At 69.4% G+C, this 22,135-nt stretch carries 19 protein-coding genes; 10 read left to right on the top strand and 9 right to left on the bottom strand.

The window, feature by feature from the left end:
- Both ITP53_RS25020 and ITP53_RS25015 read right to left on the bottom strand, forming a co-directional pair.
- Nucleotides 1-996: hypothetical protein (locus tag ITP53_RS25020; RefSeq protein WP_195897882.1), on the bottom strand; the 996-nt coding region annotated here is incomplete at its 3' end.
- The gene (locus ITP53_RS25015) at nucleotides 993-2,195 is read right to left on the bottom strand and encodes a glucarate dehydratase family protein (protein WP_236051156.1); all 1,203 of its coding nucleotides are present in this window, start codon (nucleotides 2,193-2,195) and stop codon (nucleotides 993-995) included. The genes ITP53_RS25020 and ITP53_RS25015, both read right to left, overlap by 4 nt.
- Before the next feature lie 159 nt (nucleotides 2,196-2,354).
- Here ITP53_RS25015 and ITP53_RS25010 point away from each other — a divergent pair, with 159 nt between their 5' ends.
- Nucleotides 2,355-3,824 (top strand): aldehyde dehydrogenase (NADP(+)), encoded by a 1,470-nt coding sequence (locus tag ITP53_RS25010; protein ID WP_195897880.1) that lies wholly within the window; start codon nucleotides 2,355-2,357, stop codon nucleotides 3,822-3,824.
- Nucleotides 3,825-4,112: 288 nt separating this feature from the next.
- Here the strand turns inward: ITP53_RS25010 and ITP53_RS25005 are convergent, their stop codons facing one another.
- The 5 genes from ITP53_RS25005 to ITP53_RS24985 all read right to left on the bottom strand — a co-directional run bounded on the left by ITP53_RS25005 (nucleotide 4,113) and on the right by ITP53_RS24985 (nucleotide 8,863).
- Entirely contained in the window at nucleotides 4,113-5,018 is a 906-nt protein-coding gene (locus tag ITP53_RS25005) for a 5-dehydro-4-deoxyglucarate dehydratase (RefSeq protein ID WP_195897879.1), read from the bottom strand.
- 12 nt (nucleotides 5,019-5,030) lie between these two features.
- Nucleotides 5,031-5,798, bottom strand: coding sequence for an IclR family transcriptional regulator (locus ITP53_RS25000; RefSeq protein ID WP_236051155.1), 768 nt, complete (start codon nucleotides 5,796-5,798; stop codon nucleotides 5,031-5,033).
- Between the two features lie 67 nt (nucleotides 5,799-5,865).
- Entirely contained in the window at nucleotides 5,866-6,726 is an 861-nt protein-coding gene (locus ITP53_RS24995) for a carbohydrate ABC transporter permease (RefSeq protein ID WP_195897878.1), read from the bottom strand.
- Nucleotides 6,723-7,652 (bottom strand): carbohydrate ABC transporter permease, encoded by a 930-nt coding sequence (locus ITP53_RS24990; protein WP_195897877.1) that lies wholly within the window; start codon nucleotides 7,650-7,652, stop codon nucleotides 6,723-6,725. Before ITP53_RS24990 ends, ITP53_RS24995 begins: the two co-directional genes overlap by 4 nt.
- Nucleotides 7,649-8,863, bottom strand: a complete 1,215-nt coding sequence (locus ITP53_RS24985) for a sugar ABC transporter substrate-binding protein (protein WP_236051154.1) — start codon at nucleotides 8,861-8,863, stop codon at nucleotides 7,649-7,651. The genes ITP53_RS24990 and ITP53_RS24985 overlap by 4 nt, the downstream gene beginning before the upstream one ends.
- 232 nt (nucleotides 8,864-9,095) lie before the next feature.
- Between ITP53_RS24985 and ITP53_RS24980 the strand changes: the two genes are divergently transcribed.
- The 3 genes from ITP53_RS24980 to ITP53_RS24970 all read left to right on the top strand — a co-directional run bounded on the left by ITP53_RS24980 (nucleotide 9,096) and on the right by ITP53_RS24970 (nucleotide 11,874).
- Nucleotides 9,096-9,890 (top strand): NAD-dependent epimerase/dehydratase family protein, encoded by a 795-nt coding sequence (locus ITP53_RS24980; protein ID WP_236051153.1) that lies wholly within the window; start codon nucleotides 9,096-9,098, stop codon nucleotides 9,888-9,890.
- A gap of 92 nt (nucleotides 9,891-9,982) precedes the next feature.
- On the top strand, nucleotides 9,983-10,945 hold the full coding sequence (locus ITP53_RS24975; protein ID WP_195897875.1) for a LacI family DNA-binding transcriptional regulator: 963 nt from the start codon (nucleotides 9,983-9,985) through the stop codon (nucleotides 10,943-10,945).
- Nucleotides 10,942-11,874 carry an aldose epimerase family protein gene (locus tag ITP53_RS24970; protein WP_195897874.1) on the top strand — a complete coding sequence of 311 codons (933 nt, stop codon included), beginning with the start codon at nucleotides 10,942-10,944 and terminating at the stop codon, nucleotides 11,872-11,874. The genes ITP53_RS24975 and ITP53_RS24970 overlap by 4 nt, the downstream gene beginning before the upstream one ends.
- On the opposite strand, the gene ITP53_RS24965 is transcribed toward ITP53_RS24970, so the two are convergent.
- A complete protein-coding gene (locus ITP53_RS24965; RefSeq protein ID WP_195897873.1) occupies nucleotides 11,867-14,266 on the bottom strand; it encodes a SpoIIE family protein phosphatase in 2,400 nt (799 codons plus the stop codon). The genes ITP53_RS24970 and ITP53_RS24965 overlap by 8 nt on opposite strands.
- A gap of 260 nt (nucleotides 14,267-14,526) precedes the next feature.
- On the opposite strand from ITP53_RS24965, the gene ITP53_RS24960 reads away from it, so the two are divergent.
- The 6 genes from ITP53_RS24960 to ITP53_RS24935 all read left to right on the top strand — a co-directional run bounded on the left by ITP53_RS24960 (nucleotide 14,527) and on the right by ITP53_RS24935 (nucleotide 21,287).
- Nucleotides 14,527-17,037, top strand: a complete 2,511-nt coding sequence (locus ITP53_RS24960; protein WP_195897872.1) for a DNA translocase FtsK — start codon at nucleotides 14,527-14,529, stop codon at nucleotides 17,035-17,037.
- Between the two features lie 96 nt (nucleotides 17,038-17,133).
- Complete coding sequence (locus ITP53_RS24955) at nucleotides 17,134-17,934, top strand: helix-turn-helix domain-containing protein (protein ID WP_195897871.1); 801 nt, start codon at nucleotides 17,134-17,136, stop codon at nucleotides 17,932-17,934.
- A 236-nt stretch (nucleotides 17,935-18,170) separates the two neighbouring features.
- A complete protein-coding gene (gene rimO / locus ITP53_RS24950) occupies nucleotides 18,171-19,580 on the top strand; it encodes a 30S ribosomal protein S12 methylthiotransferase RimO (protein ID WP_195897870.1) in 1,410 nt (469 codons plus the stop codon).
- Complete coding sequence (gene pgsA / locus ITP53_RS24945) at nucleotides 19,577-20,149, top strand: CDP-diacylglycerol--glycerol-3-phosphate 3-phosphatidyltransferase (RefSeq protein WP_195897869.1); 573 nt, start codon at nucleotides 19,577-19,579, stop codon at nucleotides 20,147-20,149. Before rimO ends, pgsA begins: the two co-directional genes overlap by 4 nt.
- Before the next feature lie 6 nt (nucleotides 20,150-20,155).
- A complete protein-coding gene (locus ITP53_RS24940) occupies nucleotides 20,156-20,644 on the top strand; it encodes a CinA family protein (RefSeq protein WP_195897868.1) in 489 nt (162 codons plus the stop codon).
- Nucleotides 20,645-20,930: 286 nt separating this feature from the next.
- Complete coding sequence (locus tag ITP53_RS24935; protein WP_090929002.1) at nucleotides 20,931-21,287, top strand: helix-turn-helix domain-containing protein; 357 nt, start codon at nucleotides 20,931-20,933, stop codon at nucleotides 21,285-21,287.
- 6 nt (nucleotides 21,288-21,293) lie between these two features.
- Here the strand turns inward: ITP53_RS24935 and ITP53_RS24930 are convergent, their stop codons facing one another.
- Entirely contained in the window at nucleotides 21,294-22,073 is a 780-nt protein-coding gene (locus ITP53_RS24930) for an Fpg/Nei family DNA glycosylase (RefSeq protein WP_195897867.1), read from the bottom strand.
- Nucleotides 22,074-22,135 lie beyond the last annotated feature (62 nt).

Genomic DNA, 22,135 nt, shown 5'->3' with positions numbered 1-22,135 from the left:
GGGGTCGGCTGGGCGGGGTGGGAGGGCCAGGACGTAGGCGCCTACTCGCTGGCCCGGTGTGGCGAGTTCGGCCAGGCGGGACAGGCGGGCGGCGTCGGTGGAGGGGTCGCCCCAGCAGTTGGCCACCAGCACGTCGGCTCCCGGCTCGCCTGAGGGGAGTGCGGCGAAGGCGCCGACCGCCCAGGGGTCCGGGTTGGCGTGCAGGGTGATCGGAACGTTGGCGGCGGTTCTTCCGGCGACGGCGATCAGGCGCTGGCGTAGGGAGGTGGAGAGATCGACCCGTACGGCGCGCACCTCGTCGGCGAGGGAGCCCAACGCCTCGTCGATGGTGCCGGCGAGGGTGGGGGTGGTGCGGTCTATGGTCGCGCGGACTGTGGCTCTGGTGGGGGTGGGGTAGCGGGAGGCGCAGTGCGCGCAGAAGCACAGGGACAGGAGGTCGGCGTCCACCGGGGTCCAGTCGGCGCCGGAGGTCTTCTCGTGGATGCTCTGGTGGGCGAAGCCCATGGGGCCGCAGGCTTCCAGGATCAGGCCGTCCGGGTCGCCGACCGTGAGGATCTCCTGCACCAGGCGCTCGCAGTAGTCGACGACGTCCTCGTGGGCAGGGCAGAGCGCATAGGGGTACGGGTCTCCGAACGCGTTGCGTACGACGACGTCGGGGTTGGCGACGCCCAACTGGGAATTGTGGGTCAGGACGGTCCAGGCGTGGACATTGAGGCCGGCGGCCTTCAGGGTGTCGCGGGCCTGGAGGTAGGCGTCGGCGGGTGTCCACGTGGGGCTCGCCGGGACCAGACGGGACCAGGCCGAGGGGCGTACCGGGAGGTAAAAGGCAGAGTAGGGGACGTCGAGGACGCGGTGCGCGGGGTGGTAGGGCGTCGCCGCTCTCGTCGAGTGGTAGCTCGCCGCCAGCGCGACCGTTTCCACGCCCAGGCTCGCCAGGCGGTCGGGCGCCGACGGGTCGCCGACGATGTCCCAGGGGTAGACATAGGCCACGTTCACCAGCGCGGTCTCCTCGCCGAGTAGGAGGGCTCGAAACGCTGCATGTACGTCGTGTCGTCGCGGGCCAGGATGCCGCACTTGTCGTATGCCTCGTTCATGGCCGCCAGCGCGTCGCGGTCCAGTTCGACGCCCAGGCCGGGCCCGGCGGGGACCGGGACGGCGCCGTCGGTGAAGCGCAGGGCGCCGGGCAGGACCACGTCCTGGCCGTCCTGCCAGGGAGTGTGCGTGTCGCACGCGAACGTGAGGTTCGGGGTGGCGGCGGCCAGATGGGTCATCGCGGCCAGGCTGATGCCGAGATGGGAGTTGGAGTGCATCGACAGGGACAGGCCGAAAGTGTCGCAGAGCGCGGCGATGTGCGACGAACGTACGAGGCCGCCCCAATAGTGGTGGTCGAGGAGGAGCACGCCGATCGCGCTGGAGGCGATGGCGGGCGGCAGGTGTTCGGGGGTGACCACGCACATGTTCGTGGCCAGGGGCATGGGGACGGCGGCGGCTACTTCCGCCATGCCGGGAATGCCGGGGGTGGGGTCCTCCAGGTACTGGAGGGTGCCTTCCAGTTCGCGGCCCACGCGGATGGAGGTTTCGACTGTCCAGGCGGCGTTCGGGTCCAGGCGCAAGGGGACTCCGGGGAACGCCTCGTGCAGGGCCCTGATCGCGTCGATCTCCTGGTCGGGAGGGAAGACGCCGCCCTTGAGCTTGATCGACTTGAAGCCGTATTCCTTGATCAGGAGTGCGGCCTGCTCGACCACGCCTGCCTCGTCCAGCGCCTCGCCGAACCGGTCGGGTTCCCCACCGGGGTGGCCGGCCCACTTGTAGAAGAGGTACGCGCTGTACGGCACCGCGTCCCGCACCTTGCCGCCCAGCAGATCGGCGACCGGGACACCTGCCGCCTTGCCGCGAATGTCCAGGCAGGCCACCTCAAAGGGGGAGAAGATGCGGTCGATACTCTTCTCCTTCGTGGCGACACCGGTCAACCCGTGCATGTCGCTCACCACGTCGCCGACGATCGCGCTGATCCGCGCGTACATCGTGTTCGTGGCGTGGACGTCGAGCCCGATCAACGCCGGGGCGCACTCGCGCATCTTCTCGAGGTGTTTGATATCCCCATAGGTCTCACCCAACCCGGTCAGACCTTCGTCGGTGACGACCTCGACAATGGTACGGAGGGCCCACGGCTCGTGGACCCCGGCGGCGTTCAACAGGGGCGGATCCCGGAAAGCGACTGGGGTTACGTGGATCTGCCTGATGATCATTTCGACCGCCGTCCATATATGTGAACAATTGCCAGATTTGTGGACAAGTTTCCGCAACTGTAAGAATCAGGATGAACAAGTGTCAAGACTCCGAAGGGCCATTCGATGATCTACGGATACGACCCCAGGACCGGCCAGACCGTGGGCGCCGCCCTGGAGGAGACCGACAGCGCCGGGGTCGGCTTGATCGTTTCGGCGGCGGCCGCCGCCGGTGCGGCTTGGCGGGCGACTCCGGCGGCCGAGCGGGCGCTGGCGCTCGAGGCGGTCTCCGACGCGCTGACCGCGCACGTGGACGAGCTGTGGCGGATCGCCGACGAGGAGACGGCGCTCGGGGAGGTACGGCTGCGCGGCGAGGTGGCGCGTACGGCGGGGCAGTTCAGGCTGTTCGCGGAGGTGATCAGGGATGGCGGCTACCTGGAGGCCATCATCGATCATGCCGACGCCTCGCTCGCGCCGCCCAGGCCGGACGTGCGGCGGATGAAGCACCCGCTGCAGGGCGTCGTCGCGGTGTTCGCGGCGAGTAACTTCCCGTTCGCGTTCTCGGTGGCAGGGGGCGACACCGCCTCGGCGCTGGCCGCCGGCTGCCCGGTGGTCGTCAAGGCGCATCCCGGACATCCGAACACCTCCGAGCGGGTGGCGAAGATCGTACGCGAGGCGCTGCCGTACCCTGACCTGCTGGGTCTGGTGCAGGGCATGCAGGCGGGGATCGATCTGGTGCAGCACCCGGGCGTGGTCGCGGCCGGGTTCACCGGGTCGGTGGCCGGTGGGAAGGCGATCCAGAAGCTGATCGACGAGCGTGAGGCTCCGATCCCGTTCTACGGTGAGCTGGGCAGCGTCAACCCCGTGGTCGTGCTGCCCTCGGCGCCGGTCAAGGAGGTGGCGAGCGGCTTCGCCGGGTCGCTGACGCTGGGCGTCGGGCAGTTCTGCACGAACCCCGGGCTCATGTTCGTCCCCGAGGGTGACGAGCTGCGCGAAGCGCTGGTGGAGGCGGTCGAGGGCACCAGCGGCGGGCCCATGCTGGCCGACCGGATCAGGGACGGCTACCTGGGCGGCGTCGAGCGGCTGGGCGAGCTGCGGCTGCTGGCCGAGGGCAAGCCGGGGGAGGGCGCCTGGGCGGTCACGCCGAAGGTGTTCACCACGGATCTCGGGACGTTCGCGGAGAAGCTGCCGCACATCGGCGAGGAATGCTTCGGGCCGGCATCGATCGTGGTGACGTACCAGGATGTCTCGGATCTGCGGCCGGTGCTGGAGCGGTTGGAGGGGTCGCTGACGGCCACCGTGCACAGCAGCGAGCCCGAGGAGGCCGGCGAGGTCGCCGAGGTGCTGGCCGGCAGGGCCGGGCGGCTCATCTGGAACGGCTGGCCGACCGGCGTGGCCGTGTGCTGGGCGATGCACCACGGCGGACCCTGGCCGGCCGCGACCACGTCGTTCACCTCCGTCGGGGCCACGGCCATCGACCGGTGGCTGGCGCCTACCGCGTACCAGGACTGGCCGGACGCGCTGCTGCCGGACGAACTCAAGGAGGACAACCCGCTGGACATCCCGCGAAGGGTTGACGGCCGTTCACAGATGTGAACGTTGACGTGGACGGGTGATGATCGTACGTTCGCGGCACGTACGGGTGTTTGAGCGCGCCCGCCCTCATGAAGGGGGCGGGCCGGACGCGAAGGAACATCAGCATGCACGATCAACGAACTGGAGCTCTACTGAGAAACGAACCGGACCTACGCAAAGAACCAGAGCTCCACTAAGAGTGGCGTCCCGGCACAAGACGAATAAGAGAGGCGGCCCGGTAGCCGGGGCCGCCTCCCGTACAAAAGACGCAGGACAAAGGGCTCAGGACAAAGAGCTCAGGAGAAAGGCTCAGGCCCCGGCGATCTCCAGCCCGGCGGCGATGATCCGCTCCAGCTCGGCCACGTGCTCGGGCGCCGGATCCACCAGCGGCGCCCGCACACCCCCGACATCCAGCCCCCGGAACCGCACTCCCGCCTTGACGAGCGAGACCGCGTATCCGGGCACCTTGTCCCGCAGGTTCACGAGCGGCAGGTAGAAGCCGGTCAGCAACCGCTGCACCAGCACCTCGTCCCCGCCCGTCACACCCTTGTAGAAGGCCAGCGCGATCTCGGGCGCGAAGGCGAACACCGCGCTGGAGTAGAGGGTCACCCCGAGCCCGCGATAGCCGGGAACCGTCAACTCGGCGGTGGGCAGCCCGTTGAAGAACGTGAACTCACGGTCGGTAGTCCGCCGCACGGTCAGGATGATCCGCTGGAGCAGGTCGAGGTCCCCCAGCCCGTCCTTGAACCCGATCACGTTGGGCACCCGGGTCAGCTCGGCCACGGCCTCCGGAGTGAAGCGGGCGTTGCCGCGCTGGTAGATGATGACCGGCAGGTCGCCGGCGTCCGCCACCTCGCGTACGTACCGCACCAGACCGGACGGAGGGCCGCTGACCAGGTAGGGAGGCAGCATCAGGAGCCCGTCGGCCCCCTGGGCGGCGGCCGCCCGGGCCACGGCCTTGGCGGCGGGCAGCGCGCCGCCCGCGCCGGCGAAGACCGGCACGCGTCTCTCGGCGGCGGCGACGGACACCGCCACCGTCCGGGTGTATTCGTCGAGGTCGAGGGCGTTGAACTCACCGGTGCCGCACGCGGTGAACACTCCTCCCGCCCCGGCCGCGACCCCCTCCGAGACGTGCCGGGCCAGCGCTGGTTCGGCGAGGTCGCCATCGGCCCCGAAGGGAGTCACCGGAAAGAAGAGAACACCATCTAGCCGCATCAACAGTCCTTTCTAGCGGATGCCCTCCCGGCGGAGAGTGGCAGCCAGCTTGCGGGTGTGTTTGATCACCGCTTCGGTGATCCTCTCGACCTCAGCGGGACCGAGTCCCGCCGGCATCGAGCAGCTGATCGCGTCCGTGGCCGGGATGCGGTAGTCGACCGCCACGGCCACGCAGGACACGCCGTACGTGCCTTGCTCGCGTTCGTAGGACCAGCCCCGGGTGCGTACCTGGTCGAGCTCGCCGGTCAGCTTGGTCAGATCGGTGACCGTGTGCTCGGTCAGGGCCGCCAGCGGGTCGGGCAGCAGCGCCACGACCTCGTCGTCGGTGAGCTGGGCGAGCAGCACCTGGCCGAGCGCCGTGACGTGGGCGGGCAGCCGCCTGCCCACCCTGGGGATCACGTGGTCGGCCTCGCGCGACTCCCTGGTCGCCAGGTAGAGCACGTGCGCGCCGTCCCTGCGGGCGAAGTGCACGGTCTGCCCGATCTCGTCCCGCAGGTCCTCCAAGCTCTCCTGAGCGAACGGCAGCGCCGGATCCTTGTCCAGGTACGCGGTGCCGGTCAGCAACGCGTGCGGCCCCACGCCGAACGCCGACCTCGCCGAGTCGGTCTCGACCCAGTTGAGCTCGACCAGCGTCCGCATGAGGGCGTGCAGGCTGCTGCGCGGGAACCCGGTGCGCTGCTGGAGCTCCGACAGCGTCAGGTTGTCGTGCGACGAGGCCAGGGCTTCCAGGATGCGCACAGTCCGCTCGGCGGATTTGACCAGCTGGGGCTCCATACTCATCCCATCTCGTATCCCTCGGCGGCTCAGGACATCCAGGATATTGGATAGCGTCCAGATACATGGACAGCTACCCCTTGACTGCGCCGCTTGTCAGACCGCGCATGAACTGCCGCTGGAAGGCCAGGAACGCGATGATCGACGGCAGCAGCGCCAGCAGCGACGCCGCGAGCAGCACGCCGATCCCGACCTCCTCGTCCGAGCGGAGCGAGCGCAGCGCGATGGGCAGCGTCCACATGGTCGACTCCGTCGCGACGATCAGCGGCAGCAGGTACTGGTCCCAGATCATCGTGAAGCCGAAGACGCCGATCACGCCGAGCGCGGGCCGGCACAGCGGCACGATGATCGTGGCGAAGATCCGCAGCTCGCCCGCGCCGTCGATGCGCGCGGCCTCCTCCAACTCGACCGGCACCTCCTTCATGAACTCCGTCATGACGAGGATCGAGAAGCCCCAGGCGCCGACGGGCAGGATCATGCCGGCGTACGTGCCGATGAGGTTCACGTTCAGCAGCGGCATGTCCGCCAGGACGAGGGAGAGGGGGATCGCGATGATCTCCTCGGGGAGCATCATCGTGGTGAGCATGATCAGCATGACGATCGACATGCCGCGGAACTTCTTGCGGGCCAGCGAATAGGCGGCGAAAACGCTCACCAGCATCTGCAGCAGCAGTCCGAAGCCCACGACCACGAACGAGTTGAGCAGGTAGAGGTAGACGTTCTTGTCCATGGCCTGGACGAAGTTCTCCAGCGTGAACTCGTCGGGCCACAGCGAGAAGGACGTCGGATCGAGGGTCTTGCTGAAGGAGCTCATCAGCAGCCCGACCAGCGGCCCGGTGAAAACCACCACCATAAGGCCATAAATCAGGACTTTTCCGGCTACAGCCAGCGGCCCCCTACGCGACTCCAGCCCCAGAGCGCTGTCGAACCTCATGTCGCCTGCCTCCTGCGCAGCATCTGGACGATCACGGTGAGCGCCAGCGTGGCCAGGAACAGCACGATCCCGCCCGCCGAGGCGACACCCAGCTCGTTCTTCTGGAACCCGAGCTTGTAGATCAACGTCATCAGCACCTCGGAGGAGCCGTTCGGGCCGCCGTTCGTCAGCACGTAGACCTCGACGAAGACCCGCAGGCCGCGGATGGCGGCCAGCGTGAACAGGATCCAGAACACCGGCCGCAGAGCGGGCAGCGTGATGTGCCGCAGCCGCCGCCAGGTGGACGCGCCGTCCACGGCCGCCGCCTCGTAGAGCGTGCGGTCCACGCCGACCAGCCCGGCCAGGAAGATCATCATGTCGTACGGCGTCCCGCGCCAGATGCTCATCAGCATGATCGACCACAGCGAGGAGTCCTCACTGGCCAGCCACGGCTGCGTGTCGATGCCCACCCAGCCGATGACGATGTTGAGCATCCCGCTGTCGGCGGGGTGGAACATGATCCGCCACACCTCGGCCACGGCCGCCATCGTGGTGACCACCGGGAGGAACGCCGCCGTCCGGACGAACCACAGATACCGGGCCGGCCCCTCGATGAGCAGCGCGAACCCCAGCCCCAGCACGAGCGAGCCGACCGTGGTGCCCAGCGCCAGCACGATGCTGTGCCAGATCGCCGCGGCGAACTCGCTGTCGGAGATGATCGTCTGGTAGTTCTGCCAGCCGACCCACTCGTCACCCAGGAACGTCTGGACCTTGAAGAAGCTCTTCCACAGGCCCACGAACATCGGGATGAACTTGAAGTACAGGAACAGGATCAGAGCCGGCGCCAGGAACGCCCAGGCGATCAGCGACCCCCGCCACCGCACCGTCCTGGTGCGGCGGCCGGGGGGCGCCGTCCGGTCGCGCGCCGGGGTGAGTGTGGAGGTCATGAGGCTTTCTGGCTCTGCAGTTCCTGGGTGAGCTTGGTGTTCAGCTCCTCCATCTTGGCCTTGACGTCGGCGGAGCAGTCGGCCCAGACGGCGTTGATGGCGTCGGCGGAGTCCTGGCGGATCGGCGTCCAACTCGGCACCGGCGGGGCGTAGACGGCGTTGGCGTACGACTCCTGGAAGACCTTCCAGCGCGGGTCCTGCCGCTCGGCGGCCATGTCGACCTGGTTGTTGACCGGCAGGCGGACGATGGCGCCGTTGGCGTCCTTGTTCATGCCGATCTTCTGGCCCTCGGCGGAGACCGCGAACTCGGCGAACTTCTTCTGCGCGTCCTGCTGCTCTGAGCCGGCCATCATGTAGACGTTCTCGCCCTCACCGAGGGTGCCAGGGCCGCCGGTCGGGCCCTTGGGCACGGGCAGGACCTCGATCTTGTCGGTCCCGATGCTCGTCACGAACCTGGCGAGCACGTACGGGCCGACCAGGTAGATGCCGCCCTGGCCCTTCTCGAACACCTCGTGGCTGATGGTCGTGTCGTTGCTGACGGCGCCCGGGTTGACGGTCTTGGTCTTGCAGAACTGGTCCTGCAGGTACTGGACGGCCTCGACGGTCTTGGGGTCGTTCACGGTGGCGACGTACTTGCCAGGGGCGCCGGGCTTGATGAAGTCGCCGCCGTTGGCGTAGATCAGCGAGGAGGCGTACCAGGAGGCGTAGCCGCGCTTGGTGCCGGCGGGAGCGACGAAGCCCGCGGTGTCGGCCTGGCCGTTGCCGTCGGGGTCCTGCTCGGTGAACGCCGTGGCCAGCTTGGCCAGGTCCTCCCAGGTCTCCGGCGGCTCCATGTCCACCTTCTCCCGCCAGTCCTTGCGGACGATCAAGGCGAACGCCTGGGCGGAGAACGGGGCCCCGTAGAACTTGCCGTCACTGCCCGTCGCGGCCTTCCACGCCAGGTCCGACAACTGGTCGCCGCCGGCCAGCGTGGCCTTGTCCACCTCCTGCAGCCAGCCCTGCGACTGCATGGTGCCCAACTGGGCGGTGTCGTTGATGACAATGTCAGGAAGCTGCTTCTGCGCCGCCTGCTGGTTCAGCTTGGTCTCGAAGTCGTCGAAAAGCGCGACGACCTTCGTCGGCACCCCGCTGGCCTTGGTGAATGCGTCGCCGAGCTTCTTCGCTGTCTTGGCGGAGTCGGAATCGGGCGCCTGCCTGATCCAGATCTCCAAAGTGTTGTCCGAACTACCAGATCCCCCGGAACCGCAGCCTGTCAGCGTAACGGCCAGGGCCGCCGTGATTGCGACCCCAAGCAGACGACGTGACATCAGACCGCCTCCCGTTCACATACGTGGACATGAGTCTGTCACTTGGATACGTGCCTGTGAACGTAACTACTCGTACCGCTAACGGTCAATATTCAAGGATGTGAATTTCGACCAGAATCGTGTACATCATGGATGCATGCGCATTCTCATGACAGGAGCCGCGGGGAAAGTCGGCACGCTGCTTCGACCCCGGCTCGCCCGCGACGGCCGTACGCTGCGGCTTTCCGACATCACCCCGGTCGAGGCGGGCCCGGGGGAGGAGTGGGTGGCGGCCGACCTCGCCGACCCGGCCGCGATGGCCGGGGCCATGAAGGGCGTGGACGCGGTGCTCCACCTCGGCGGCCAGAGCAGGGAGCATCCCTGGGCCGACATCGTCGAGGCCAACATCAACGGCACGCAGGTCCTGCTCGAGGCGGCGCACAACGAAGGCGTCGAGCACGTCGTACTCATGGGGAGCCACCACGCGGCCGGCTTCCAGACCAGGCCCGCCGACGGCGAGGACCTGCCCGACTACGCCTTCCCCCGGCCCGACACCTACTACGGGGTCAGCAAGGTCGTCACGGAGGCGCTCGGCAGCCTCTTCCACGACCGGTTCGGCATGAACGTGACCGTGATCAGGCTCGGCACCTGCAACGAGGGCTCGGTCGACACGCGCGGCCTGGCCACCTGGATCTCGCCAGGCGACCTGACCAGGCTGGTGGAGGCGGCGCTGGTCGCGCCGGGATACCACGTGGTGTGGGGCGTCTCGGACAACGCGCGCCGCTGGTGGTCCCTGCGCGAGGCCGAGTCCATCGGGTACGTCTCCCGCGACTCCTCGGAGTCGCATGCCGCCGCGCTCATCGCCGAGCACGGCGAGCCGGACCTGTCGGAGCCGCTGCACCACCGCGCCGGCGGCGTCTTCACCCTCAAGGAGCTCGGCGGCTCCTGGTGAGCGGGCCTCAGCAAACGGTTGCAAGAACCTTGACGACATCAGGCGTGAAGGTCAAGGTTTAGTCTGGCAACCGTTTGCAAGGAAGGACGGCGATGGCGGCGACGATCAAGGATGTGGCGCGCGCCTGCGGCGTACACGTCTCCACCGTGTCCCGTACCTTCTCCGCGCCGCACCTGGTCAATCCTGGCACCAGGAGCAAGGTGCTGGCCGCCGCCGACGAGCTGGGCTACCGGCCGAACCGGGCGGCCAGGGCGCTCACCACGGGCCGCACGTTCAACATGGGCCTCATCGTGGCCGACATCGCCAACCCGTTCTTCCCGCCGATCATCAAGGCCGCGCAGGCGCAGGCCAGGAGCCGTGACTACCACGTGTTCGTGGCCGACACCGACGAGGACCCGAGGGTGGAGGAGGAGCTGATCAGGACGTTCGCGAAGCAGGTGGACGGCGTCCTGCTGTGCAGTCCCCGTCTGTCGAACCGGATGATCGAGCGTCTGGCCGAGGACGTGCCTTTCGTGGTGGTGAACCGGCGGATCAAAGGCATGCCCGCCGTGCTGATGAACGTCGCCCAGGGCGCCAAGCTCGCACTGGACCACCTGGCCGGGCTCGGCCACCGCAGGATCGCGCTCGTGTCCGGCCCGATCGGCTCGTGGACCAGCAACGAGATGCAGGGCGTCGCCGCCGAGGCCACGGGACTCGACCTCGTCTTCTTCGGCCCCAACCAGCCCACCGAGTCAGGCGGCCTGGCCGTGGCCGCCGACGTGGCGGCCTGCGGGGCGAGCGCCGTGCTCGCGTACAACGACCTCGTGGCGCTCGGCGTCATCGAGGGGCTGTCGGCGATGGAGATCGGGGTACCGGACCAGGTGAGCGTCGTCGGGTTCGACGACATACTGCCCGGACGGCTCAACCGGCCCAAGCTGACCACGGTGGCGATGCCCGCGGTGGCGGCTGGCAGGATGGCCGTCGATCTACTGCTGCAGTCGGGGGGAGAGGGCGCGACAGTGACCCTCGACACCGCCCTCATCGTCCGCGAGTCCACGGGAAGGGCCCAATCATGATCTTCGGAACGCTGCCGTCAGGCGAGCGGGTAGAGCGCGTGGAGCTGTCATCGGGACGGCTGCGGGTCGAGGTGCTCACGTACGGCGCCATCGTCCGCTCGCTGGAGGTCTCGGGCGTCAATGTCGTGCTCGGCCTGGACACGCTGGAGGACTACCTCACCCGCAGCCGCTACTTCGGCGCGGTCGTCGGCAGGTACGGCAACCGCATCGCCGGCGCCCGCTTCACCCTGGACGGCGTCGAGCACCGGCTACCGGCGAACAACGGCCCCAACAGCCTGCACGGCGGCACCGACGGCTTCGACCGCAGGGTGTGGACCATCGCCGCGCGCACGGACACGTCGGTGACGCTCACGCTGACGAGCCCCGACGGCGACCAGGGCTACCCGGGCACGCTGAGCGCCTCGGTCACGTACACGGCCGAGGACGACGCGCTGCGCCTCGACTACGCGGCCGAGACCGACGCGCCGACCGTGGTCAACCTCACCAACCACTCCTACTTCAACCTCAAGGGCGGCGGCGACGTGCTCGACCACGTCATCAGGCTCGACGCCGGGCACTACCTCCCGGTGGACGAGGACAAGATCCCGACGGGCGAGGCGGCGCCGGTCAAGGGCACGCCGTTCGACTTCACCGAGCCGCACGCCGTGGGCGAGAGGTACGAAGGCGCGTACGACCACTGCTTCATCCTCGACGGCGACATGAGCGTGACGGCCGGCGGGCTGACCATGGAGGTCACGACCACCGAGCCCGGCGTGCAGTTCTACACGGGCAGCATGCTCGACGGGGCCGAGACGCCGTACGGGCCGTTCGCCGGGCTGTGCCTGGAGACCCAGCACTTCCCCGACTCGCCCAACCAGCCGCGGTTCCCCTCCACCGTGCTGCGTCCGGGGGAGCGCCGCACCTCCACGACCACGTACCGCTTCATCTGACCGAGCGCAGGGCGGCGGCGGCCTTGATCACCATCAGGGCCACGTCGTCCCGCGACGGCACCGCCGAGAACGTCTCGACCGCGCGTCGCACCCGTTCGGCCACCGCGTGGGCGCTCAGCCCCGCGCAGCCGGACAGCAGCTTCGACAGGCCGTCGCCGTCGTCCAGCAGGACGTCGCCTGCGCGCCGCTCGGTGACGCCGTCCGTCACGCACAGCAGCACCTCCTCCGGCGCCAGCTCGAACGTCTCCACGAAGAACCTCGCGCCGACCTCCACGCCCAGCAGCAACTGGGGTGTCGCCACGGGCTCGACCGAGCCGTCCGAACGCAGCAACAGGGGCGGCGGGTGGCCGGCCGAGGCGATCGTGCACAGCGCGCCGCCCTGCGGGAGCGGGGTCAGCTCACCGCACAGCAGGCTGAGGAACCTGCCCTCCCCCTCCTCGTCCTCCTCCAGCAGCGCGCGGTTGAGCCGGTCGAAGATGTCGGCCACGGTGTAACGCTCCTTGGCCAGCAGGCGTACGGCATGACGGGCCAAACCGGTGACCGCGGCGGCCTCAGGACCGCTGCCGCAGACGTCGCCCAGCGCGAAGCACCAGTGGCCGGCCACCGTGAACAGGTCGTAGAAGTCGCCGCCGACGTCCGCGCCCTCCCCGGCAGGCTCGTAGACGACCGCGGACTCCAGGCCGGGCATGGGCGCCACGCGCATGGGCAGCAGGCTGCGCTGCAGCACCTTGGACGTGGTCGCCTGCCTGGTGTAGAGCATGGCCGTGTGCAGGTTGAGCGCCACGAGGCGGCACAGGTCGGCGACCAGGCCGGCCAGCTCCAGCGGCAGGGTCGGCTCGCCCCGGCCGATCACCAGCGCGCCGTACGACCTGCCCTGCGTCAGCAGCGGGAACGACAGCACGCTCTCCGGGCCGACCGGCCAGCTCACCTCGTCGAGCGCGGTGTGCGGGATGGCGGGCAGCGACTTGCGCAACTCGGCGTTGTGGCGCTCCTCGCTGTGCCACACGTGGGCGAGCCTGGTCATGCCGGTCAGATCGGTCAGGTAGACGGCCGCCCAGGTAGCGATCTTGGGTACGACGAGCTGCGCGGTCAGGGCCGCGATCAGCTCCTCGTCGTGCACGCCCGCCAGCAGCTCGCCGGCCTCGGCCAGGAACGACAGCCGGCTCCGGTGCGCCCGCTCCTGCTCGGCCAGCCGCTCGCGCTGCACGGGAACGGCCACCTGGTCGGCGACGTGCTGCAGGCTGACCGTGAGCTCCTGGTCGAAGCGGCCAGGCTGCGCGGCCGTCACCACGATGTAGCCGGTCACCTCGCCGTCCGCCGGGCCCGTCACGAGCAGCGGCGCGCACGCCAGCGACCTGGCCCGCAACTGCTCCGCCAGCGCGACGTCCGCGGCGAGCAGGTCCTCGATCACCGTGGGCGTCCCGCGGCCGGGACCGAACACGCCGGTGGCCAGCAGCACGTACGCGGCGTCGCCCCCGCACGACATCTGGACGATCCGCGCGATCGTGTCGAGCAGCTCGGTGAACGGCATGTCCTGGGCGAGCAGGTCCTTGATGCGGCTGCCCGCCTCCCTGCGCAGCGGCACGGGCGGCGGCGTCAGGACGTAGCCGTGCTCGGCGGCCACCACCATCCAGATCGCCAGGCGATCCTCGGGACGCCCTCTGGTGCGCAGGTGGGAGACGTAGACGGAGATCAGCCTGCCGTCCGCGTGCCGCATCCGCGCCTCGCCGCGCCAGCGGCACAGGCCAAGCGTGTCGGCGAGCGACAGCGCGTACGGGCCGTGGCCGCGCCAGGCGACCAGCCCCTCAAGCGGCAGGCCGACGACCTGCCCGGCCGGCCAGCCGAGCAACCGCTCCGCCTCGGGGTTCCACGACCGTACGATGCCGTCGCGGTCGCACATGACGACGCCCACGTGCAGCGTGCCGACCGGCGCGGCGACGACGACCGGGACCGGCCCGTCCGGCGTCGACCCCTGCGGCTCGGGGCCGTCGGTGAGCTCCATGCGCACCCAGACGCGTTTGGCGGTCCTGGTGTAGGTGACGCCCCAGGCGTCGGCCAGCATGCCCGCGAGCACGAGCCCGCGCCCCGAGGCGCGCAGCTCGTCGGAGGGCGCGTCGTCGGCGGCCAGGACCGTCCTGGCGGGGTGGTGGTCGTCGACTTCGATCTCCAGCCTGGCCGGCTCGGCGTCGGGGTCGAGGCGGCAGGTCAGCTCGATGCCGGTGCCCGCGTGAACGACGGCGTTGGTGACGAGTTCGCTGGTCAGCAGCACCGCGTCCTCCGCGAGATGGCTCAGCCGCCATTCGCCGAGCACCTGGCGGACGAACCTGCGCGCGTGTGCTGGGGCTTGGGGTGTGCCGTCGAAGGCGGTGCTCGACACCCGGGTCGTGTCCACTTCGCGTCCTAGAACATCACTCGATGTAGTAGTTCTGTCACTCTCAGAGTGGCAGACTTTACGCCGTCCATACCTCCAGTTGCGAAGAAGACCGCCCTGGTGGCGCAGCTGGAGCCCCGTTTCACGGGCGGCCGGGCTCCTTCACGGGAGGCCGGGCTCCGCGCCTCCCTCGCGACGTCACCGGTTGATTCACCCGAGATGCCCCTGTCTCCGGCGTGGCTGCGCGCGTTCCACGGCGTCTCCGACGTACCTTTGGCATCATGGCCACCCGTACGCCGAAAAGCGCATCGAAGGGGCCGGCGAAGCGGTCGACCTCGTCTCGCTCGACCCCCGCGAAGCGGACAGGCGCGTCGGCGGGGCGTTCCAGGGCGAAGGGGACCGCTGCTGGCCGCAAACCTTCGGTGACCCACCAGGATCCGATCAGCTGGGTCTTCACGATGATCGGCAAACTGATCGTCGGGCTGTGGATGCTGCTCGCCAACGGCATCGGCAGCGCCGCCCGCGCGCTGGGCAAGAACGCCCGCGAGCTCGATCCCGCGCACCGGCGCGACGGGGTCGGCCTGACGGTGCTGGCGGGCGCGATCGTGGTCGCCGCCATGACGTGGCGCGACTCCGACGGCGCGGTGGCCGGAGTGGTCAACAACGCCGTGCACGGCGTGCTCGGCTCGCTGGCCTGGGCGCTGCCGCTGCTGCTCGGCCTGCTGGCCTGGCGTTACCTGCGCCATCCCGACCAGAACGCCGACACCGGGCGGATGGTGATCGGCTGGGCGGCGTTGCTGGTTGGTGTGCTCGGCGTCATCCACGTGGCCAACGGCACCCCCTACCCGGCCGGTCAGGGCCAGGGCATGGACAAGGTGTCGCAGGCCGGAGGCATGATCGGTTTCATCGTCTCCGCGCCGCCGATGAGCATCCTGCCGCCGTGGATCACGATCCCGCTGCTGCTGCTCCTGTCCGGGTTCGGAGTGCTCGTGATCACCGCGACGCCCGTGCACCGGATTCCCGAACGGCTGGCCGAGCTCAGGCACATGCTGTTCGACCGGGAGGGGGAGCCTGCGCCACGGGAGCCGGGCAAGAAGCGGGTCAGGGCCGCGAAGAAGCCTCCCGGGGGCGAGGGCGGCGAAACGGTCAAGCCGTACGACACGCCCGTCCTGGCCGAGAAGGACAAGCGGACCGACCACTCGCCGGAGATCGTTCCAGGGCTGACGGACGAGGAGGAGGCGGCCGTCCCCGAGGCCGAGCGCAAGCCGGCGCCCCCGGAGCCGACGCCCGCGCCGCGCAAGGTGGAGCAGCTCGTGCTGTCGCCGCAGGCGGGGCCGTACAGTCTGCCCAACCTGCAGTTCCTCAAGCCGGGCACGCTGCCCAAGCCGCAGACCAAGGCCAACACCACCGTCGTGAACGCGCTGACTAGCGTGCTGGAGCAGTTCACCATCGACGCGCAGGTGATCGGGTTCACCCGCGGGCCGACCGTGACGCGTTACGAGATCGAGCTCGGCCCGGCGGTGAAGGTCGAGAAGGTCACTGCCCTCACCAAGAACATCGCGTACGCCGTCAAGTCCGCAGATGTCAGGATTTTGTCGCCCATTCCGGGTAAGTCGGCGATCGGGGTGGAGATCCCGAACGCCGACAAGGACCTCGTGGCGCTCGGCGACGTGCTGCGCGCCCAGGTGGCGCAGGCCGACCACCACCCGATGATCGTCGGCCTGGGCAAGGACGTCGAGGGCCGCACCATCGTCGCCAACCTCGCCAAGATGCCCCACCTGCTCATCGCGGGCGCCACCGGCGCCGGCAAGTCGGTCTGCGTGAACGGTCTCATCACCAGCATCCTCATGCGCGCCACACCCGACGAGGTGCGCATGGTGCTGGTCGACCCGAAGCGCGTCGAACTCAGCGTGTACGAGGGCATCCCCCACCTGATCACGCCGATCATCACGAACCCGAAGAAGGCCGCCGAGGCCCTCGAATGGGTCGTGGGCGAGATGGACCGGCGCTACGACGACCTGGCGGCGTCGGGGTTCCGGCACGTGGACGAGTTCAACAAGGCCGTGCGGGCGGGCAAACTGCAGCCGCCGCCCGGGAGTGAGCGGGTCTACCAGCCGTACCCGTACCTGCTGGTGATCGTGGACGAGCTGTCCGACCTGATGATGGTGGCCCCGCGCGACGTCGAGGACTCGATCGTGCGCATCACGCAGCTCGCCCGCGCGGCGGGCATCCACCTCGTGATCGCCACCCAGCGGCCCAGCGTCGACGTGGTCACCGGCCTGATCAAGGCGAACGTGCCCTCCAGGCTGGCGTTCGCGGTGTCCTCACTCACCGACTCGCGGGTCATCCTCGACCAGCCCGGCGCCGACAAGCTGATCGGGCAGGGCGACGCGCTGTTCCTGCCGATGGGCGCGAGCAAGCCCATCCGGCTCCAGAACGCGTTCGTCTCGGAGAAGGAGATCGCCGAGATCGTCGCGCACTGCAAGGCTCAGATGCAGGTCGAATACCGCGAGGACGTCGCCGCCGCGCCGGTCAAGAAGGAGATCGACGAGGACATCGGCGACGACCTCGACCTGCTCATCCAGGCCGCCGAACTGATCGTGACGACGCAGTTCGGCTCGACCTCGATGTTGCAGCGCAAGCTGCGGGTCGGCTTCGCCAAGGCCGGGCGGCTGATGGACCTGCTCGAAAGCCGCAACGTGGTCGGTCCGAGCGAGGGTTCCAAGGCTCGCGAAGTCATCGTCAAACCGGACGATCTGCCTGGTTTGCTGGCCGACCTGCGTGGCGAATGACCCCGGTGCATCCTCGCCCGACGGTAACTGGTTGAATATGAACCACTACGCAACGTCGTGGTGGGGTAGTTCAGGCGCCGTGGGGAGGCGTTCGCTGTGCAGGAGCAGAGCATCGGGGCCATGCTGGGGGCAGCCAGAGAATCGGCCGGTTTGTCGGTCGCGCAGGTCAGCGCGGCCACCCGGATCCGTGAGGCGATCATCCATCGCATGGAGCAGGACGACTACGGCCAGTGTGGCGGCGCGTTCTACGCCCGGGGCCACGTCAGGGCCGTGGCCAGGGCCGTGGGTCTCGATCCTGAGGCCACGGTTCATCTCTATGACGAACAACACGGGGGCGCGCCCCCGCCGATGCGGGCCGCCGCCGTGTTCCAGGCCGACCGCAAGATCCACCTGCCGGAGCGGCGGGGGCCGAACTGGTCGATGGCGCTGGGGGTGGCGCTCGCGGTCGTGGTGGTGTTCGGCATGATGCGCGTGCTGGGCGGGGCCAGCGACCAGGCGCGCAACGCCGACATGCAGGCGGTCTCGGCCCGGCCGAGCGTGCCGCCGAACACGCCGATCACCGAGTCGCCGTCACCGAGCGCCGCCGCCGAGGACGTGGTGACGCTCAAGATCAGGGCCAAGCGCTCGTCGTACGTGAACGTGCGCGACTCCGAGGGGCGCCGGTTGTTCGCGGGCACGCTCAAGGCGGGCAAGACCTCCACGTGGCGGGCGGTGGACCGGGTCAACGTGCTGCTCGGTGACGCGGGAGCCGTGTCCGTGCAGGTCAACGGCAAGAGAGTGAGGGGGCTCGGCGGTCGCGGCGAGATGGTGCGGCGCTCGTTCACCGCAGCCACACCAACGCCAAAAGCCACACCAACGCCAAAAGCCACTCCAACGCCGGAGCGCCGTCAACGCTGACGCTCCCGCGGGGGGCACGCCCCCCGCGTTCCCCCCGGAAAGGCGAGGAAGAGGCTTCTCCCGCGGGGGGCACGCCCCCCGCGTTCCCCCCGGAAAGGCGAGGAAGAGGCTTCTCCCGCGGGGGGCACGCCCGCCGCGAAAGGCGAGGAAGAGGCGATTTTCCCGCCCTCGAGGAGCACGCTCCTCGAGGGCGGTGCGTCGGGTGGTGGCCAACTCCCGATACCGTAGGGTTCACCATGTCATCCCGCCGAACCGCATCGCTGATCACTCTGGGCTGCGCGCGCAACGAGGTCGACTCCGAGGAGCTGGCCGCGCGACTCGAGGCTGCCGGTTGGCAGCTGGGCGACGACGACCCCGACGTCGTCGTCGTCAACACGTGTGGCTTCATCGACTCGGCCAAGAAAGACTCCATCGACACGCTGCTGGCCGCCGCGGACTCCGGCGCCAAGGTGGTCGCCGCGGGTTGCATGGCCGAGCGTTACGGCAACGAGCTGGCCGAGGCACTGCCCGAGGCCAGCGCGGTCATCTCCTTCGACGACTACGGCGAGATCGGCGGCCGGCTCGACGACGTGCTCGCGGGCAGGCCGCTCAAGCCGCACACGCCACGAGACCGCCGCACCTTGCTGCCCATCTCGCCGGTGGACCGTGCCAGCGCGCCCAAGACGAACATCCCAGGCCACGGCGACCTGCCGACCGGCCTGGCCCCCGCCAGCGGGCCGCGCGTGCTGCGCAAGCGCCTGGACGAGAGCCCGGTGGCCTCGCTCAAGCTGGCCTCCGGCTGCGACCGGCGCTGCACGTTCTGCGCCATCCCGGCCTTCCGCGGCTCCTACGTCTCACGCAGGCCGGAGGAGCTGCTGGCCGAGGCCGACTGGCTGGCCCACCGGGGCGTGCGCGAGCTCGTCCTGGTCAGCGAGAACTCCACGTCCTACGGCAAGGACCTGGGCGACCTGCGGGCCCTGGAGAAGCTGCTCCCAGACCTCGCCGCCGTCGAGGGCGTCGAGCGGGTGCGCGTGAGCTACCTGCAGCCCGCCGAGCTGCGTCCCGGGCTGATCGACGTGCTCACCGGCACCGAGGGCGTCGCGCCCTACTTCGACCTGTCCTTCCAGCACGCCAGCGGGGGTGTGCTGCGCAGGATGCGCCGCTTCGGCGACCCCGACCGGTTCCTCGGGCTGCTGGAGAGCGTGCGCGAGCGCGCCCCAGAGGCCGGTGTGCGCTCCAACTTCATCGTGGGGTTCCCCGGTGAGACCGAGGAGGAGTTCGGCGAGCTGGTCGGCTTCCTGGAGGCGGCAAGACTCGACGTGATCGGCGTGTTCGGCTACTCCGACGAGGACGGCACCGAGGCCGCAGGCCTGCCGGGCAAGCTGGAGCAGGACGTCATCGACGAGCGGGTGCGTGCGCTCACCGAGCTGGCAGAGGAGCTGACCGCCCAGCGCGCGGAGGATCGCATCGGCACCGAGCTCGACGTGCTGATCGACGACGACCTGGGAGACGGCGGCTACGAGGGCCGGGCCGCCCACCAGGGGCCCGAGGTCGACGGCTCGGTCACGGTGCAGGGCATCGGCCTGGTCAGGGGGCAGATCGTGCGGGCGATCGCGGTCGACGCCGAGGGCGTCGACCTGATCGCGCGCATCAAGGCCGGTCCATGACGAGGGACGAGCGCCGGGTGGTGAGCCCGTGGAACATCGCCAACGTCCTCACGGTCCTCCGGTTGGCGCTCGTCCCCTTTTTCGTCGTCTGCCTGTTCCTGCCGGGCACGGGGTGGCGGTTGGCCGCGCTCGCGGTGTTCGGGGTGGCCTCCATCACCGACCACCTCGACGGTGAGCTGGCCAGGCGCTACGGCCTGATCACCGACTTCGGCAAGATCGCCGATCCGATCGCGGACAAGGCACTCACAGGGGCGGCCCTGGTGAGCCTGTCGATCCTCGGCGAGCTGCCGTGGTGGGTGACGGTGGCGATTCTCGTACGCGAGGTGGGCATCACCCTGCTCAGGTTCGTGTTGCTGCGGCACGCGGTCATCCCGGCCAGCTACGGCGGCAAGGTCAAGACCGTGCTGCAGATCGCCGCCATCGTGCTCTACCTCCTGCCGGGTGTGCCCGACCCGGTCCGGTGGGTGGTGATGGGGGCGGCGCTGGTCGTCACCGTGGGCACGGGGCTCGACTACGTCATCCGGGCCGCCAGACTGCGTAAGGTGGCGCGGCGGGCGCGCGGGGAGTGATCGGCGATGGATATCGCGGGGGTTCTGGCCATGCTGGTACGACAGGGCGCCACGGTCGCGGTGGCCGAGTCGCTGACCGGAGGGCTCATCGGGGCCGCGTTCACGTCGGTCTCGGGGTCGTCCAAGGCGTTCAGGGGCGGGGTGATCTCGTACGCCACGGATCTCAAGCGGGAGTTGCTGGGGGTGCCGGAGGAGCTGCTGCGGCGTGAGGGGGTCGTGCACCCCGAGGTGGCGGCCGCGATGGCGACGGGTGTGGCGCGGCTGTGCGGGGCCACGTACGGGCTGGCGGTGACGGGCGTGGCCGGGCCTGAGCCGCAGGACGGCAAGCCCGTCGGCACCGTGTACGCCGCGGTTTCCTGCCCCGGCGGAAAGATCGAGGTCCGTGAGTTGAGCCTTGACGGGACCCGTGAACGTATCAGGGTAGAGACGGTGGACGTGGCAGTCGATCTCCTGTCAGGTGTGCTCAAGGCGAACATAGGGGAACATTCCGGGTGATTACCGTGTTACGTCCCCAGCGAACATGCGATGCACGGTCTGACGCGGTGTCGGTGGATACGGGTACGGTGGAGCTGTGAGTGAGGTCCGTGAGCCAACTGCAAGCACCGAGCGCCCGGCAGGCGGGCCTGATGAGTCGCGCAACGAGGCACGAGCGGCGGTCCAGGGTCGGCGACGCCCAATGATGACGGCGAGGAGTATGTACGAAGCTAAGAAGACCAATGTGCGGCACGAACCGATCGCGCGGGGCGTGGTGAAGACATCCGCGCCGGGGAGGGAGCGACAGATGATTCTGCTGCGTCAGCTGCTCGGTGACGTGCTGAGGCGGTTGCGGGTGCGGCAGGGACGCACGCTACGCGAAGTGTCCACACTTGCCCGTGTTTCGCTCGGCTACTTGTCCGAGGTGGAGCGTGGCCAGAAGGAGGCCTCGTCCGAGCTGCTCGCATCCATTTGCGGCGCGCTTGGAGTGCCGCTTTCGCAGGTGTTGCGTGAGGTTTCCGACCAGTTCGCGCTGGCGGAGCTCCAGGCTGCCCCTGTGCTGGCCGATGTGCCCGAGCACGAGCGACTGCCTCTTTCCGAGACGGTCCCGGGGTCGATCTCCGATTCCGTGTTCCCCGAAGTCAAGGACATGGTGGCCGCCTGACGTCGCTCAACGCGGCTGGCAGCCGGCACACCACAGGATCAGCCGCTCCTGTGGTCCCGCCCCCATCTCCCCGCGGCTGATGCGGGTGCCGCATCGGCGACAGGGCCTCCCCGCCCTGCCATAGACCCAGGTCTGGTTCGCCGGGCGGCGATCACCTGTGGTCACCGTGCCCGCGTGCCCCTTGTTGGCGCCCATGAGCCGCCGCGTCAGCGTCACGAGCCCGTTGAGATCCTCGATCTCCCCGACCTTCTTCCACGGCCAGACACCGCGCAGGAACAGGGTCTCGGCGCGATAGATCGTGCCGATCCCCGCCAGGTTGCGCTGATCGAGCAGCGCTTCCCCGATGGTCCTGTCCGGCGCCGCTCGCAGCCTTCGCACGGCCTCGCCGGGGTCCCAGTCCGGCCCGAGCAGGTCCGGGCCCAGGTGGCCCACCAGCCGTGCCTCGTCGGCGGTCCTGACGAGATCCACCATCCCGAGCCTGACCCCCACAGCCTGCCACGTCTGGTTGGCCAGGATGAGCCTGACCTGGTCGCCGGGTGCGGTGCGCCGTCCCACCGGCATGACCTGCCAGCTCCCGTCCATCCTGAGATGGCTGTGCACGGTCAGGTCGCCCTCCACGCGGGTGAGCAGGTGCTTGCCGCGCGAGGCGGTGGTGATGACCGCGCGGCCGGTGAGGTCGGCGGTGGCGTGCTTGGGGACACGGAAGTCCGACCTCGTGAGCACGTGCCCGTCCAGGGCCCCTCTGAGACGTGCGGCCGTGCGGTAGACGGCGTCTCCTTCAGGCATCCCTCCAGTCTAGGAACGCCCCGGCACCGGCCGTCGTAACCCTCGCACGAGTCAGGGGCGAT

The sequence above is a fragment of the Nonomuraea cypriaca genome, from assembly GCF_015645445.1.
Taxonomy (GTDB): domain Bacteria; phylum Actinomycetota; class Actinomycetes; order Streptosporangiales; family Streptosporangiaceae; genus Nonomuraea; species Nonomuraea cypriaca.
This window is presented reverse-complemented; position numbering and strand designations above follow the sequence as displayed.

Excerpts from the sequence above, each read along its gene's own strand:
- ITP53_RS24930 (WP_195897867.1), bottom strand. The coding sequence starts at position 22,073 with ATGCCTGAAGGAGACGCCGTCTACCGCACGGCCGCACGTCTCAGAGGG.
- ITP53_RS25000 (WP_236051155.1), bottom strand. The coding sequence starts at position 5,798 with ATGAGTATGGAGCCCCAGCTGGTCAAATCCGCCGAGCGGACTGTGCGC.
- ITP53_RS24935 (WP_090929002.1), top strand. The coding sequence starts at position 20,931 with ATGATTCTGCTGCGTCAGCTGCTCGGTGACGTGCTGAGGCGGTTGCGG.
- ITP53_RS24960 (WP_195897872.1), top strand. The coding sequence starts at position 14,527 with ATGGCCACCCGTACGCCGAAAAGCGCATCGAAGGGGCCGGCGAAGCGG.
- ITP53_RS24940 (WP_195897868.1), top strand. The coding sequence starts at position 20,156 with ATGGATATCGCGGGGGTTCTGGCCATGCTGGTACGACAGGGCGCCACG.
- ITP53_RS24970 (WP_195897874.1), top strand. The coding sequence starts at position 10,942 with ATGATCTTCGGAACGCTGCCGTCAGGCGAGCGGGTAGAGCGCGTGGAG.
- ITP53_RS24990 (WP_195897877.1), bottom strand. The coding sequence starts at position 7,652 with ATGACCTCCACACTCACCCCGGCGCGCGACCGGACGGCGCCCCCCGGC.
- ITP53_RS24980 (WP_236051153.1), top strand. The coding sequence starts at position 9,096 with ATGCGCATTCTCATGACAGGAGCCGCGGGGAAAGTCGGCACGCTGCTT.
- ITP53_RS25010 (WP_195897880.1), top strand. The coding sequence starts at position 2,355 with ATGATCTACGGATACGACCCCAGGACCGGCCAGACCGTGGGCGCCGCC.
- ITP53_RS24995 (WP_195897878.1), bottom strand. The coding sequence starts at position 6,726 with ATGAGGTTCGACAGCGCTCTGGGGCTGGAGTCGCGTAGGGGGCCGCTG.
- ITP53_RS24975 (WP_195897875.1), top strand. The coding sequence starts at position 9,983 with ATGGCGGCGACGATCAAGGATGTGGCGCGCGCCTGCGGCGTACACGTC.
- pgsA (WP_195897869.1), top strand. The coding sequence starts at position 19,577 with ATGACGAGGGACGAGCGCCGGGTGGTGAGCCCGTGGAACATCGCCAAC.
- ITP53_RS25005 (WP_195897879.1), bottom strand. The coding sequence starts at position 5,018 with ATGCGGCTAGATGGTGTTCTCTTCTTTCCGGTGACTCCCTTCGGGGCC.
- rimO (WP_195897870.1), top strand. The coding sequence starts at position 18,171 with ATGTCATCCCGCCGAACCGCATCGCTGATCACTCTGGGCTGCGCGCGC.